At 61.3% G+C, this 14920-nt stretch carries 13 protein-coding genes; 12 read left to right on the top strand and 1 reads right to left on the bottom strand.

Annotation, left to right across the window (positions count from 1 at the left end):
• The first annotated feature begins 39 nt into the window (after positions 1 to 39).
• The 7 genes from IPP35_03010 (at position 40) to holA (ending at position 7938) form a co-directional block, all read left to right on the top strand.
• The gene (locus tag IPP35_03010; GenBank protein MBL0058089.1) at positions 40 to 921 is read left to right on the top strand and encodes a polyprenyl synthetase family protein; all 882 of its coding nucleotides are present in this window, start codon (positions 40 to 42) and stop codon (positions 919 to 921) included.
• Between the two features lie 175 nt (positions 922 to 1096).
• Entirely contained in the window at positions 1097 to 2965 is a 1869-nt protein-coding gene (locus tag IPP35_03005) for a 1-deoxy-D-xylulose-5-phosphate synthase (protein MBL0058088.1), read from the top strand.
• A gap of 62 nt (positions 2966 to 3027) precedes the next feature.
• Positions 3028 to 3723 (top strand): TlyA family RNA methyltransferase, encoded by a 696-nt coding sequence (locus IPP35_03000; GenBank protein MBL0058087.1) that lies wholly within the window; start codon positions 3028 to 3030, stop codon positions 3721 to 3723.
• Positions 3720 to 4928 (top strand): leucine--tRNA ligase, encoded by a 1209-nt coding sequence (locus tag IPP35_02995; protein ID MBL0058086.1) that lies wholly within the window; start codon positions 3720 to 3722, stop codon positions 4926 to 4928. Before IPP35_03000 ends, IPP35_02995 begins: the two co-directional genes overlap by 4 nt.
• Positions 4901 to 6172 (top strand): class I tRNA ligase family protein, encoded by a 1272-nt coding sequence (locus tag IPP35_02990; GenBank protein MBL0058085.1) that lies wholly within the window; start codon positions 4901 to 4903, stop codon positions 6170 to 6172. Before IPP35_02995 ends, IPP35_02990 begins: the two co-directional genes overlap by 28 nt.
• 84 nt (positions 6173 to 6256) lie before the next feature.
• Positions 6257 to 6892 carry an LptE family protein gene (locus tag IPP35_02985; protein ID MBL0058084.1) on the top strand — a complete coding sequence of 212 codons (636 nt, stop codon included), beginning with the start codon at positions 6257 to 6259 and terminating at the stop codon, positions 6890 to 6892.
• Positions 6893 to 7338: 446 nt separating this feature from the next.
• Positions 7339 to 7938: a DNA polymerase III subunit delta gene (gene holA, locus IPP35_02980; GenBank protein MBL0058083.1), complete on the top strand. Its 600-nt coding sequence runs from the start codon at positions 7339 to 7341 to the stop codon at positions 7936 to 7938.
• Here the strand turns inward: holA and IPP35_02975 are convergent.
• Positions 7925 to 8212, bottom strand: a complete 288-nt coding sequence (locus IPP35_02975; protein MBL0058082.1) for a 30S ribosomal protein S20 — start codon at positions 8210 to 8212, stop codon at positions 7925 to 7927. The genes holA and IPP35_02975 overlap by 14 nt on opposite strands.
• Before the next feature lie 44 nt (positions 8213 to 8256).
• Here IPP35_02975 and murJ point away from each other — a divergent pair, with 44 nt between their 5' ends.
• From murJ to IPP35_02950, 5 genes are read left to right on the top strand one after another with little or no spacing between them, the layout of a single operon-like run.
• A complete protein-coding gene (murJ, locus tag IPP35_02970) occupies positions 8257 to 9816 on the top strand; it encodes a murein biosynthesis integral membrane protein MurJ (protein ID MBL0058081.1) in 1560 nt (519 codons plus the stop codon).
• Between the two features lie 7 nt (positions 9817 to 9823).
• Complete coding sequence (locus IPP35_02965) at positions 9824 to 11131, top strand: excinuclease ABC subunit UvrC (GenBank protein ID MBL0058080.1); 1308 nt, start codon at positions 9824 to 9826, stop codon at positions 11129 to 11131.
• Positions 11043 to 11459 (top strand): MGMT family protein, encoded by a 417-nt coding sequence (locus IPP35_02960; GenBank protein ID MBL0058079.1) that lies wholly within the window; start codon positions 11043 to 11045, stop codon positions 11457 to 11459. Before IPP35_02965 ends, IPP35_02960 begins: the two co-directional genes overlap by 89 nt.
• 17 nt (positions 11460 to 11476) lie before the next feature.
• Positions 11477 to 14536 (top strand): preprotein translocase subunit SecA, encoded by a 3060-nt coding sequence (gene secA / locus IPP35_02955; GenBank protein ID MBL0058078.1) that lies wholly within the window; start codon positions 11477 to 11479, stop codon positions 14534 to 14536.
• Positions 14521 to 14829, top strand: a complete 309-nt coding sequence (locus IPP35_02950) for a hypothetical protein (protein ID MBL0058077.1) — start codon at positions 14521 to 14523, stop codon at positions 14827 to 14829. Before secA ends, IPP35_02950 begins: the two co-directional genes overlap by 16 nt.
• The last annotated feature ends 91 nt before the right edge of the window (positions 14830 to 14920 follow it).

The raw sequence follows: 14920 nt of genomic DNA, 5'->3' as shown, positions 1-14920 counted from the left end.
CCGGTGACCCAGGTGACGCAAGAAAAACTATTGACGCACATGAAACGACGGGCGGCTCTGGTGGACCAGGCGCTCAACCGGTATTTGGTGCGGGAAAAGATTCAACCGGACCTGGTCCACAAGGCCATGCGGTATTCCGTTTTCGCGGGGGGCAAACGGCTTCGACCGGTGCTTTGTCTGGCGGCGGCGGAGATTTGCGGGGGCGATTTCAAAAAAGTCCTTCCCACGGCTTGCGCCTTGGAGGTGCTTCACACCTATTCCTTGGTGCACGACGATTTGCCGGCCATGGATGACGACGATCTTCGGCGCGGGCGGCCCACCAACCACAAGGTGTTCGGCGAAGGGATGGCCATCTTGGCCGGCGACGGGCTCCTGACGTTCGCTTTTGAATTGATGGCGCGGAACGCCTCGGTGAAGGGCGTCCGGCCGGAACACGTGGTGGAGGCCATCCGTTTGGTCGCCCGGGCGGCGGGGTCCCTGGGCATGGTGGGGGGGCAGGCGGTGGATCTCGTGTCGGAGGGGAACGCGGCCCTGAACGGGCATCGGGCCCAGGTGTTGGACTATATTCACCGGCACAAGACGGGGGCGCTGATCCAGGCCAGTTTGGACGCCGGGGCCGTGTTGGTGGGCGCCACCGCGGTTCAGCGGCGGGCGCTGGCCCGGTACGGGGAAAACATCGGCCTCGCTTTTCAAATCGCCGACGACGTTTTGGACATCGTGGGCGACAAAAAACTTTTGGGCAAGCGCGGGTCGGACCAGGAAAATCAGAAGCTAACGTTTCCCTCCGTCTACGGGTTGGAATCCTCTCGACGGCGCGGGCATCGAGCCGTGGCCGAAGCCAAAAACGCTCTGCGCGTTTTTGGGCGCCGGGCGGACCTGCTTTCCGCCTTGGCCGACTACATGATCGAACGCGATCGATAAAAAATGTGTCTGTTTACGGTCAGGGGTGAAATTTGTAGTTGCCCGATTTATCGGGCGATTATTTGTGGGAAGGACGCCATTGAAAGAAAGGCCGTCCCATAACTGGGGCAACTACGAAAACCGAAGCTCATCGGTCAGTCCCTGGAACTAAACGGACACTAAAAAAGGACCTCTTATGAACATACTGGATCAAGTCAACAGCCCCGCGGAACTGAAACAAATCCGGCCGGAACTGCTACCCGTATTGGCCAAAAACATCCGCGAAAAAATTCTGGAAGTGACCTCCCAGGTGGGCGGCCATTTGGGCGCGGGGTTGGGGACGGTGGAACTGGCCATCGCCCTTCACTACGTCTACAACTCGCCCACCGACAAGATCATTTGGGACACCGGGCATCAGGCCTATCCCCACAAACTGTTGACGGGGCGGCGGGACCGGTTTCACACGTTGCGGCAGTTTGGCGGGATTTCGGGGTTTTTGACCCGCACGGAGTCCGAACACGACGTGTTCGGCGCGGGCCACGCTTCCACCGCCATTTCGGCGGCGGTGGGGTTCGCGGCGGCACGGGACGTTCAAAAGCAGAACCATCACGTGGTCGCCGTGGTCAACGACGGGTCTCTGACGGGCGGGATGGCTTTCGAGGCGCTCCAAAATGCCGGGCATTTGGGGACCGATCTGCTAGTGGTTTTGAACGACAATCAAATGTTTATCTCGCACCGCGTGGGCGCTTTCGGGGCGTTCCTGGCGAAACTCACCACGGCGGGCGCCTTCCGCCGCATGGAGAAACGCGTGGAGCGGTTTTTGACCCGCATGAGTTTTTACGGGCCCTACCTCCTGCGCGTGGCGCGGCGGGTGAAAGTCCTCCTTTTCCCGGGCGTCCTTTTTGAGGAAATGGGGTTTGGCTATCTGGGGCCCATCGATGGGCACGACCTCGGTCAAATGATGGATGTGTTGAACGCGATCAAACAGTTGAAGGGGCCCCACGTGCTCCACGTGATCACCAAAAAAGGGCGCGGCTACGAGCCCGCCGAAGCCGACCCCATCAAATATCACGGCGTCACCCGTTTCAACCCGGAGACGGGCGAAATGGTGAAAGGCGCGGGCGGACCGCCGAGTTACACCCAGGTCTTCGGCCAGACCCTCGTTAAACTGGCCCAAGAAGACCCCAAAATCGTGGCCATCACGGCCGCCATGCCCGAGGGAACCGGGTTGGATCTCTTCCGGAAAGAATTTCCCAAACGTTTCTATGACGTCGGATTGGGGGAACAGCACGCGGCCACCTTCGCGGCCGGGCTGGCTTGCGGGGGGTTGAAACCCGTGGTGGCGATCTATTCTTCTTTCATGCAGAGAGGATACGACCAGATGATCCACGACGTTTGCCTGCAAAAACTTCCGGTGGTTTTTTGTTTGGACCGCGGCGGGTTGGTGGGCGACGACGGCCCCACCCATCACGGAACCTTCGATCTTTCCTTCGCGCGCATGATGCCCCATATGACGGTGATGGCGCCGAAAGACGAAAACGAACTTCAGCACATGATGAAGACCGGGTTGAACCTGCCGGGGCCTTCGGTGATCCGCTATCCCCGCGGGGCCGGGGTGGGGGTTCCCATGGACAGCCAGCTGAGGCTTCTCCCCATCGGGAAAGGCGAAATACTGCGAGAGGGGGAAGACGCCACCCTCTACGCCATCGGGTACCCGGTTCAGGCCTGTCTGGAAGCGGCGGAAATCCTCGCTGAAAAGGGAGTTCGGGTCGGCGTGGTGAACGCCCGGTTCGTGAAACCCTTGGATCGGGAGTTCGTGCTTCAGGTCGCGCGGAAGGCGCCGCTCCTTATCACGGTGGAAGAAAATACCTTTGTGGGCGGGTTTGGCGACGCCGTGCGGGAAACTCTCGAGGGGGAGAACTTTCAGGTGCGGACCATCGGCTTGCCCGACAGTTTTGTGGAGCACGGCACCCAGGCCAAACTGCGGGACAAGGTGGGCCTTTCTGCCGCGAAAATCGCTGACCGGGCGTTGGAACTTCACCGTCAACGTTTGTCGGTTCGGTAACGGGTCTGGCCAAAAAAGTTCGCTTAGACCGCCTGTTGGTCGAGCGCGGGTTGGCCGAAACCATGGCCATGGCCCACGCATTGATCCTGGCGGGGAAAGTGCGGGCGCCGGGCTTGGCCAAGATCACGGCGGGCGCCCAGGTTTCGCTCGATCAGCCGCTCGAACGGGTGGAATCGCTTCCCTTTGTTTCCCGGGGCGGGCTCAAGCTTCAGGCGGCGATCAAAGAATTCGAGATCGAGGTGAAAGGCCGGGTCTGCGTGGACATCGGGGCCTCCACCGGCGGGTTTACGGATTGTCTTCTGCAGGCGGGCGCCCTGAAGGTTTTAGCGATCGACGTGGGGCACGGTCAATTGCATTGGAAACTGAGGAACGACCCCCGGGTGGAGAACCGGGAGAAACAACACGTGCTGGCTTTGCGACGGGAGGACGTGACCGCCTTTTTGGGGCTGGGAAGCCGTCCCCTGGTGACGGTGGATGTTTCGTTTATTTCGCTCACAAAGGTGTTGCCTCATCTTGGGAACATTTTTGATGAAGAGGCCGAGTTCGTTCTTTTGGTTAAGCCCCAGTTCGAGGTCGTCCCCAGAGAAGCGCCGAAAGGCGTTGTTCGGGATCCCGAGGTTCATCAACGGGTATTAAAAACAGTGGAGGGGGTTGCGGCGTCGAACGGATTTCTTTTGCAGGGGCGCGTCCCCTCTCCCCTCACCGGACCTGACGGGAACGCCGAATTCCTGATTTATTTGAAGAGAGCCCAACCATGACAGAACCCTACAACCCTAAGACCATTGAGCCCAAGTGGCAGAAGCGATGGGAAGAGGCGGGCGCCTTTCGCGCCCAGGCGGATCCCGCCAAGCCCAAACTTTATATTTTGGACATGTTCCCTTATCCGTCGGGCGCGGGGCTCCACGTGGGGCACCCGGAGGGGTATACGGCCACGGACATTATCTCCCGCATGAAACGCATGCAGGGGTTCAACGTCCTGCATCCCATGGGGTGGGACGCCTTCGGACTGCCGGCGGAAAATCACGCCATCGCCACGGGGCTTCATCCCCGCGAGGTCACGAAAAAAAACGTCGCCAATTTCCGGCGGCAGATCAAGTCCCTCGGGTTCTCCTACGATTGGGACCGGGAAGTGGACACCACCGACCCCGCCTACTACCGATGGACCCAATGGATTTTCCTCCAGCTTTACAAGAAAGGCCTGGCCTACGAGGGCGTGAGCCCCATCAACTTTTGCCCCAGTTGCCGCACGGGGCTGGCCAACGAGGAAGTGCACCAAGGCGCCTGCGAGCGGTGCGGGACTCTGGTCGAACGCCGGGACATGCGCCAATGGTTGCTGAAAATCACGGCCTACGCGGACCGATTATTGGCCGACCTGGAAGGATTGGATTGGCCGGGGTCCACCCTGGCCATGCAGAGGAATTGGATTGGGCGGTCCGAGGGCGCGGAAGTGCGCTTCGCGGGGGCCTCGCCGACAACGGCGGCGGGGAAGACCCTGGTGGTTTTCACGACCCGGCCCGACACTCTCTTCGGAGCCACCTATATGGTGCTGGCTCCGGAACACCCCTTAGTGGACGCGTTCACGACAGACGAAAGGCGGGCCGACGTGGCGGCCTATCAACAGCGGGCGCGGGGGAAATCCGATCTCGAACGGACCGACTTGGCCAAGGATAAAACCGGGGTTTTTACCGGCGGTTTTGCCGTCAACCCGGTGAACGGAGAGAAAATTCCCGTTTGGGTGGCGGACTATGTCCTGATCAGCTACGGCACCGGCGCTATCATGGCCGTGCCCGCCCACGACGGCCGGGACCACGCCTTCGCGAAAAAATTCAACCTTCCCATCCGGCCGGTGGTGGCCCCGGCGGACGGCCGGGTGGTGCCCGAGGGTCAAGCTTTTGAAGAAGACGGCGTGCGGTCCAGAGCGGCGCTTTCACCGATTTGCCCACGGCGGAGTTTAAGCGGTTGATCACGAAATGGTTGGAAGAAAAAGGGGCGGGGAAAGGCGCGGTCCATTATCGCCTGCGGGATTGGGTGTTTTCCCGCCAACGTTATTGGGGCGAACCCATCCCCATCGTCCATTGCCCGGCCTGCGGGGTGGTGCCGGTGCCGGAGAACCAATTGCCCGTGCTTTTGCCGGAAGTGGATAAGTTCGAACCCACGGGAACCGGCGAATCGCCGTTAGCGGCGGTGGAACATTGGGTCCGCACCGCGTGCCCGCACTGCGCCGGGCCCGCCCGTCGGGAAACCAACACCATGCCCCAGTGGGCTGGGTCCTGCTGGTACTATCTTCGTTTTATGGACGCGAAGAACGCCGCGGCCGGGTGGTCGGCCGAGGCCGAACGAGGGTGGATGGGAAGCACTGGGGTGGACCTCTATGTAGGCGGCGCTGAACACGCCGTTTTGCATTTGCTTTATTCGCGGTTCTGGCACAAGGTGTTGTTCGACCTGGGGTTGGTGTCCACCCGGGAACCCTTCAAAAAACTGCGGCACCAGGGGATGATCCTTTCCTACAGCTACCAAGACAAGCTGGGCGCCTACCACGCCTACGACGAGATCGATTTCACCAAGACCCCTCCCGCCTTGAAATCCACGGGGGAACCCCTGCGGGAACTGAAAGAAAAGATGTCCAAGTCCAAGAAAAACGTGATCAGTCCCGACGACGTGATCGACCGCCACGGGGCCGACGCCATGCGCCTCTACGAAATGTTCATGGGCGATTTCGAGGCGGAGAAACCTTGGGACATGCGGACCGTGGAGGGCGTGACGCGGTTCCTCCATAAAGTGTGGAGGCTTCAAGACGCGCCCCGGCTGTCGGCGGGGACCCACGAGCGCCTTCGCCATCGGACCCTTCACGCGGTCACGGAACGCATCGAGAATTTCAAATTCAACACCGCCATCGCGGCCCTCATGGAATACGTGAGCGCGCTCGGGCCCGGCGCCGCGGAGGAGGACTTGGGCGCGCTGGCCCTTCTCCTGTCGCCCTTCGCGCCCCATCTGGCGGAGGAATTTTGGGAACGGTTGGGACGGAAGGGGTTGGCTTCTGAACAACCCTGGCCCGTGGCGGACCCGGCCCTTCTGGTGGAGGACGCGGTGGAATACCCGGTCCAAATCAATGGAAAGGTGAAAGACCGGCTGACGGTGCCGGTGGGCACGGGCCCCTCGGCGGTGGTGGCGGCGGCCAAGGCTTTGCCCCGCATTCAAGAGTTTTGAAGGACCAAAAGATCCTTAAAGAAATCCACGTGCCGGGCCGGATGGTGAACCTCGTCACCGCGCCCCGAATGGGAGGAATGGAATATGAAAACGCACGAAGAGGGATCGTTCTCGGCGGGGTCTTTTTCCTTGCAGGGATGCGCGGAAATGGGGGAGAGCCAAAAATCGGCCAATGTCATCCTGCCCCCGAACATTCAGAAGATCGGAATTCGGAATTTCGTGAACCGGACCCAGTTCTTCGGGCTAGAGGACCGATTGCGCCTGCAGGTGGAACAGGAGTTCATTCGGGACGGCCGCCTGCCTTACGTCAGTTCCGAGGCCCAGGCGGACGGCATGGTGGAAGGCGAAATTGTGAATTACATCCTCCAGGTGGCCACCTACGATGCCAGCAACCAGCCCCTGGAATACCGGTTGTGGGTCATTATGAATGTTCGTTTCAATGATCGGAAGGAAAAACGGGTTCTGTGGGAAGAGCCTCGGCTGGAACAGGAATACCGGTATTACATCGACACCCAACCGGGAGGCATGACGGAAGAAGAAGCGCGGGAGCGCGTGTGGAACCTTTTCGCCCGCGATATTGTTAAACGAACCATCGAAGGGTTCGGCTCCGTCACCGGGGCGAGCTCGCGCAAAGTGCCGGAGACGACCCTGCCGGATCCGGACGCCCAGAAACCGGCGGCCCCGCCGGAGCCCCGGGTGGCTCCGCCGGCTCCCTACTGAGGTGCCGCCGATCAACGAAAGCAGTCTCTGCTCCCTGATCGAGGGCTGGGCCCAGGGGCGGTTCCACCGCGTCACGCTTTTGGGCGGGCCCGACACCTTGACCAAGGAGGAAGCCGTGGCGCGGCTTCGAAAGGAGTTCCTCGGCGCCGACCCTTCCGGCATGGGGCTGGACCTTTTCGACGGGAACGACGCCACGGCGGGGGCCATTCTCTCCGCCGTCCATACCCTGCCGTTTTTCGGCGGGAGGCGGCTGGTGGTGGTGCGCCGCGCGGCGGACTTGGCCACGGCCGAGACCAACCGTTTGGCGGATGGCCTTTCGACGATTCCGGAGTGCAACGCCTTGGTCCTTCTGTGGGATGAAAAGCCGGACCAACGCTCGGTCTTGGTTCAGGCCGTTCGGTCGGTGGGTGCTCTGACGACTCTCTGGCCTCCCTTTGAAAAACCAGTTGCCCGCCTGGGTCGTCGGGCGCGCCGAGGCGGCGGGGAAACGCATGGACCGGGCCGCGGCCCAGTCCCTTTTGGACGCGGTGGGGCCGAGCCTTCCCGATCTGGCCCAGGAACTGGGAAAGCTGGCTCTCTACGTGGCGGACCGGCCGTCCATTACTCGGGAAGATGTCGCGGCTTGCGTGGGGGATCGTTCGACCTTGCGGTTTATGGAATGGGAACGGGTTCTTTGGCGGAAAGACCGGGTGAAGGCCCTTGAATTGTTGGAAATTTTACGGGGTCAGGGGGAGCCGGTGGAGAAGCTCCTCCCCCAAGTCACCCGCGCGGTTCAAAAACTGTGCCTGGGAAAAGCGCTCCTAGGCGAGAACCGGTTGGGAAAAAAGCAAGTGTTCGAACGGTTGTGGATCCGCCTTCAGGACGCCCAGGCGGATTTCGAGAAAGCCATGGCCCTGTGGACCTGGGATCATCTCTTGGCCGCGCTGGACCGATTGGTGGAGGCGGACGTCTCCCTTAAAACAGGGCGCGGCTCACCCGACGCGGATTTAACGCGCGTGGTGTGGTCCCTGACGGGGGGGGAAGTTGCCGCGCTTAAGCGGCGCTAAGGGCTTTGTGCGCCGCACGCGAAATGCGCGCGATCTTGCGGGACGCGTTGGCTGGGTGGATCGTGTGGCGGTTGCCCAGCTTCGTCCAGGAAGACATGGCCTGGGGAAGGAGTTCCTTCACCTTGGCGGCGTCTTTGGCCTGGATGGCGGCCCGAAGTTCCTTGGCCACGTCGCGAGCGCCGGTTTTGGCGGCCGCGTTGGCCCAGTGACGACGGTTGGCCTTGCGAACTTCTTTAAGGGAGGACGTGTGACGTCCGGTTTTAAGCTTTGCCATAGGGCGGAAGTGTACCTTTTTCAATCCTTGGAGTCAAATCCGCGATGAGTTCACAAAAGTTTGTCCGGCACGCCGGCGCCGTTTCCTTCGCGACCCTGCTCTCCCGCATTCTGGGGTATGTGCGGGACGCGCTGGTGGCCAGCGCTTTCGGCGGCGGCCATTTGACGGACGCCTTTTACGCCGCGTTCCGATTGTCCAACCTCCTTCGTCGCATGTTGGGCGAGGGGCCCCTGGCCACGGCTTTCGTTCCCGTTTTTTCCGAGCATTTGGCCAAACACGAACCGCGGCAGGCCCGGGACTTCTTTCAATCCCTCTTCACGACGCTGGGGGTTCTTTTGCTCGTGCTCGTCGGTATCGGGATGCTCGGATCGCCCTGGATCGTGGCCTTGGCCGCGGGAGGTTTCAAATCGGCGAACCCCGCGACCTTCGACCTGACGGTGACGCTCACGCGGCAGATGTTTCCCTTCCTCTTATTCGTCTGCCTGGCGGCCATTTCCTCCGCCGCCTTGAACGCGCTGGGACACTTTTTCATTCCGGCCTTGGCCCCCGCGATGCTGTCGGTGGCGACCATCGTTTACGTGCTCTGCATCAAACAGTGGGCCATGGACCCTATGCAGGGGCTTGCGATCAGCACCACCATCGGCGGCCTGCTTCATCTGGCCATGGTGTGGCCCCTCCTCCATCGCGAGGGCATCGCCCCCCGCTGGAAATGGAACCCCGGGCACCCGGACATCCGTCGGGTGGGCCTGCTGGTGATCCCGGCGCTGTGGGGCCTTTCCATCGACCAGGTGAACGCCTATGTCGACACGATCTGCGCGTCCTTTTTGCGGGAAGGGTCGGTGACGGCGCTCTACAACTCCAACCGGCTGATGCAATTCGCCCTGGCACTTTTCGGCGTGTCGATCTCCACGGCCACACTGCCCCACCTCTCCATGAGCGCCGCGCGGGAGGAGTGGGCCGCCTTCAAAGAGAACCTCAATTTTTCCCTTCGCATGACGCTTTACTTGGTCGTCCCGGCCATGGTGGGGCTCATCGTGTTGGCGCATCCTTTAGTGAAGACGCTTTTTCAGCACGGGCTGTTCACGCCGCAACAAACGCTCATGACGGCGTCCGCCCTGGTCGCTTACACGCTGGGCCTGCCGGCCTACGCGGTGGTCAAGGTGGTGGTGACGGCTTTCTATGCTCGGAAAGACACGAAAACGCCCGTCCAAGTGGCCACCGTCTGCCTCTTCCTCAACATGGCGGGGAACGTTCTTTTGATGAAACGATGGGGCGTGGGGGGCTTGGCCTTCGCCACGGCGTTCTCCTCTTTTGTCAACGGCGGGATTCTGCTCTGGCTCCTCAGGCGGAAAATCGGCGCCCTGGGCGGGCGGAAGATGCTCCGGACCGCGGTGGGAAGCGCCGCGGCGTCGGCGATCATGGCCGCGGGCGCCTGGGCGTCGCTCCGCTGGGCGCCGGGGCCCCTCCCCTTTCGAGCCTTGGGGGCCGTGACCGTGGGAACGGGGCTCTACCTCTTTATTTCTTGGGCGGCCCGCCTGGAGGAATTTGGACATTTGCGGGACATCCTCCGTCGGAGAACCGCGGAGGATATTTCCCCTGAGTAGCCCCCTGTTGACCGCCCTCCCCCACGGGCCCGGGGTTTACCTGATGCGGGACACCGCCGGGGGCATCCTCTATATCGGGAAGGCCGTGGACCTGCGCAAACGCGTGGCCCATTATTTCCGCCCCGACGTGGAGCCGAAAATCCGCGCCCTCATGGCCGATGTCCGCCACATCGACTATCTCTCCGCCGCGGGCGAGCGGGACGCCCTCGTCATCGAGCAGAGGTTGATCCAGCGGCACCAACCCCTGTACAACACTATGTGGAAGGATGGCAAAAGTTATCCGTTCGTGAAGCTATCGGCCAACGAGGATTTTCCCCGTCTGCGTCTCACCCGCGCGCGCCTGCGGGACGGCGCCCGTTACTTCGGCCCTTATCCCAACGTTCGGGCGGTGCGGCACCTCTTGGACTGGGTGTGGCGAAACCGCCTGTTCCTTCTGCGCCCCTGCGACCTGGACATCACCGAAGGCCGGGTGTTTCCCTATGAGAAAGTAAAATCCTGCCTTTATCTTCACACGGGGGAATGCCCCGCTCCCTGCCTGGGGCGCATTTCCAAAGAGAACTACGGGCGGATCGTCGAACGGGCCCGCCTTTTTTTTGAGGGCAAAAACGTGGAGCTCTTGGCGGTGTGGCGGGAAGAAATGAAAGAGGCGGCCCATCGGTTGGAATTCGAGCGCGCCGCGCGGCTTCGCGACAGCCTGCAGGCGTTGGATCACATCCGGGAACCGGTGACCTTTCGCCACCTGAAGGAGGAAGACGTTCAGGGGCGGATTGATTCTTCCCGGGCGCTCCAGGCGCTTCAGGCCGCTCTCTCGCTTCCCCGGCCGCCCGTGCGGATCGAATGTTTTGATATATCCCATATCCAGGGGGCGGAGACCGTGGCGTCGCTGGTCTGTTTCCATCGCGGCCTCCCGGAAAAGAGCGCTTACCGGAAATTCAAGATCAAGACCGTGGCGGGCGTGGACGATTTCGCGTCCATGGCCGAAGTCGTGGGGCGCCGCTACCGCCGGGTGGAAAAAGAGGGGTGGCCCTGGCCGGACCTGATTTTGATCGACGGCGGGCCCGGCCAACTGTCGGCCGCTGTCCGAGCGGTGGCCGAGGTCACGGGCCGCCGGCTTTTCCTGGCGTCCCTGGCCAAACGGGAGGAGGAAATCTATTTGCCGGGGAAGCCGGAACCCTTGCGTCTCCCCAAAAACTCTCCCGCTCTCCACTTGCTTCAACGCGTGCGGGATGAAGCCCATCGGTTCGCCGTTTCTTTTCACCGGGCTCGACGGGGCAAAGCCGTTTTTTCGAAAGGAGCCGTCCTTGAAAATTCCTGATCGCGTGTCCGCCCGGATGAAAGCCTACCCGCCGTTTTACCAGGCGGTGTGGCGCTGTTGCGCCGGAATTCCCAAGGGGGAGACCCGCACGTACGGTTGGATCGCGCGCCACATCGGCCGGCCGGGGGCCGCTCGCGCCGTGGGGCGCGCCCTGGGCGCGAACCCCTTCGCCCCGCTCATCCCTTGCCATCGCGTGGTGCGTTCCGATGGGACCTTGGGCGGCTATTCCGCCCCCGGCGGCCGCGACGCCAAGCGGCGGATGTTGAGGGAGGAAAAAGAGGAGACCCAGCGAGAAAAACGACGGGCGCTTCGGACGCTTTTGGTATAATCGGAGCCCTTAACGCCATGATTTCCACGATTGAGAGCATCTTAAAAATATTCTTAGGCACCCAAAACCAAAGGACGATCAAGAAGATCGATCCTCTGGTGGAGGCGGTGAATTCCTTCGGCGCGGCCGTGGAGGCCTTGGCCGACGAAACCCTGCGGGCAAAAACTGACGAATTTAAATTACGGCTGGCCAACGGGCAGACCTTGTCCGATCTCCTGCCGGAGGCGTTTGCCGTGGCTCGCGAGGCGGCCAAGCGGGCCATCGGCCTTCGCCCTTACGACGTCCAAGTGGTCGGCGGCGTGGTCCTCCATGAAGGAAAAATCGCCGAGATGAAAACCGGGGAAGGCAAGACCCTGGTGGCGGTCCTCCCTGTTTACCTGAACGCGCTGACGGGGAAGGGCGTCCACGTGGTGACCGTCAACGATTACCTGGCCAAACGCGACCGCCAGTGGATGGGCCCGGTCTACGAACGGTTGGGGCTCACGGTGGGGTTCGTTCAACACGACATGCCCAACGACGAACGCCGGGCGGCCTACGCCTCGGACGTCACCTACGTCACCAACAACGAAATCGGTTTTGATTACCTGCGGGATAACCTGGTTCGAAGCAAGGAGCATCGGGTGCTCCGGCCCTTCCATTACGCCATCGTCGACGAGGTCGACTCGATCTTGGTCGACGAAGCTCGTACGCCGCTCATCATCTCGGGCCCCGGCGAGGCCTCCAGCCAGCGCTACCAAATCGTCAACCGCCTCGTGCCTCAGCTGAAAGGCCGCATGATCACCGAGGACGAAGAAATCAAAGCGAAATACACCGGCGCCGACTTAAGCGTGGGGTTGGACTACATCGTGGACGAGAAGGCCCACACCGCCACCCTCACCGACGCGGGGATCGGCAAGTGCGAACACCTCCTGGGCGTACGGAGCCTCTACGACGATATTTCAGGCGAGTGGGTTCACCACATCACCCAGGCCATCCGCGCCCACAAGCTTTATCAGAAAGACGTGGATTACGTGGTGAAAGACGGCGAAGTGATCATCGTTGACGAGTTCACGGGGCGCCTCATGCCCGGGCGCCGCTGGTCCGACGGTTTGCACCAAGCCGTGGAGGCCAAGGAAGGGATGCGCGTGGCGGAGGAAAACCAAACCCTGGCCACGATCACTTTTCAAAATTTTTTTAAGCTGTATAAAAAGTTGGCCGGAATGACGGGAACGGCCCTCACCGAGGCCAAAGAGTTTTGGGAGATCTACAAACTGGACGTGGTGGCCATCCCGCCCAACCGCATCGTCACCCGTCTGGACCACCCGGACCGGGTCTACCGGACCGAGCGCGAAAAATACGAGGCGATCGTCGATGAAATCGAGGATTGTTGGCGTCGGAGCCAGCCCACGCTGGTGGGCACCCGGTCCATTGAGAAGTCCGAGCGATTGTCCGGCATGCTTCGGCGGAAGGGCATTCCCCACAGCGTGTTGAACGCCAAATACCACGAGCAGGAAGCCCAGATCATCGCCCAGGCGGGGCGCAAAGCGGCCGTGACCATCGCCACCAACATGGCGGGGCGCGGGACCGACATTATTTTGGGCGGGAACCCTCCGGACGCGGAACAGGCCGCGATCGTTAAAGAGGGATCCATCTTTTACGGACTGGGGGATTTCAACGCCTACGCCTTTGAAAAAATGGCCAAGAAACCGCGGCTCGTGGATCAATTGATTCTGGATCAAATGGGTGTGGATGCGGCGGGTTACTCCAAGGCGAAAGAGCGGGACGTCATCCATGCGTTGAACTCCCTCCTGGACGAACCCGCCCTGGCCGAAAAGCTCGCGGTGTCCGCCCCCCCGGCGGGGGTTTCCGAGGACCTGTGGCGGAAGGCGCGGGAACCCCGGGTTGCCGGTGAATGGCCTGACGTGGCGGCCCTTCGCCAGGTGAACCGCCGGATTTTGGAATCGTTCTTTGACGCCACCTTGTTGGCCCGGGAACAAAGGGGCGGGCTCCACATCATCGGCACCGAGCGCCACGACTCTCGGCGGATCGATAACCAGCTCCGCGGCCGCTCGGGACGGCAGGGCGACCCCGGCTCCTCCCGGTTTTATTTGGCTTTGGACGACGAACTCATGCGGCTTTTCGGCAACACCGAACGCATCCAGAACTGGATGGGCAAGTTGGGTATGCAGGAGGGGGAAAACATCGAGCACGGCATGGTCAGCCGTGCCATCGGCCACGCCCAAAGCAAGGTCGAAGCCATGAATTTCGACATTCGCAAACAGCTCCTGGATTTCGACAAGGTCATGAGCAAACAGCGCGAGGCCGTTTATTCCCTCCGGAACGCGATTTTGGACGGCGAAAACATGACCGAACGCCTGGAAAGCATGATGGAAGAATCCCTCGACGAAAAGCTGGCCCTTTGGGCGCCGGAGAAGACGCATCCCGAGGAATGGGATTTCCAGAGCCTCTCCGCCTGGCTGGCGCGCGGGTTTGAGGCGGAGGTCGCGTTTCGCCCGGAGACGTATTCCTCCCAGGCGGATCTTCGCGCCGAGTTGAAGGAGGTCTTGCAAAAGGCGTTCCGGGCGCGTGAATTGGATTTGGGTTCCGAAAATTTCCAACAGTTGAGCCACCTGGTTTTGCTTCAAGTGATGGACACCGCCTGGGTGGAACATTTGACCTATTTAGAACAGTTGAGGAAAGGGATTTTCCTTCGGGCTTATGGTCAGAAGGACCCGCTGATTGAATTTCAAAAAGAGGGTTTGAACCTGTTCGAATCGATGTTTCAACGGGTGCGGGAAGAAGCCTTGGAGTTCCTTTTCCGCGCCGAGGCCGTTCCCCAGGCGAAACCCCAAGATCGCGTGATGCGGGCGGAAAAGCCGGCGGCGCCCCAAATCGACGGGGAATCTGAATCCTCGGGCCCGCCCTCGACTTCCGCTGCTTCGGCCCCTTTGATTCGGACGGCCGGCGCGCCGACGGGGTCTTCCCCTCAGGGAGGGATCCCATCCCCCGCGTCCCTCCCTCAGGTCCAAAAACTCGGCCGCAACGACCCCTGCCCGTGCGGTAGCGGAAAGAAGTTCAAAAAATGCTGCGGCAAATAGTCGAACCTGTTTTTTGGTATGGTTTTTTCGTCGGGGCCTGCACGGTGGTCATCGCCTTTGTCCTGTGGGTTTTCCTCGCCTTTCAGCGGACGCCTCGGCGCTTAAATAAGCTCCGCCAACAAGGGCTCTACCCCCAACCCGGGGATCCGGTGAGCGAATCGGACTATCTGAAATTGATCAAAGCCGGGTTCAAGCCCGACGCTGTCCGTCTCTACCGCCAAACGAACCGCGTTAGCTCAAAAAAAGCCAAAGCGGCCATCGAACGCTTAGTTACCCTCATTTCCCGTCGTTGAACTCCCGTGTATGGGGCCCGGCCGTCTGTCTGACCGGGTTCCTCTCCATCCTCTGTTTTCCCACCTTCAACCACGGCCCATGGGCCTGGGT

The sequence above is a fragment of the Elusimicrobiota bacterium genome (assembly GCA_016721625.1).
In the GTDB taxonomy this organism is placed as follows: Bacteria; Elusimicrobiota; Elusimicrobia; order FEN-1173; family FEN-1173; genus JADKHR01.
The sequence above is the reverse complement of the archived record's forward strand: the minus strand, read 5'-3'. Positions and strand labels throughout refer to the sequence as shown.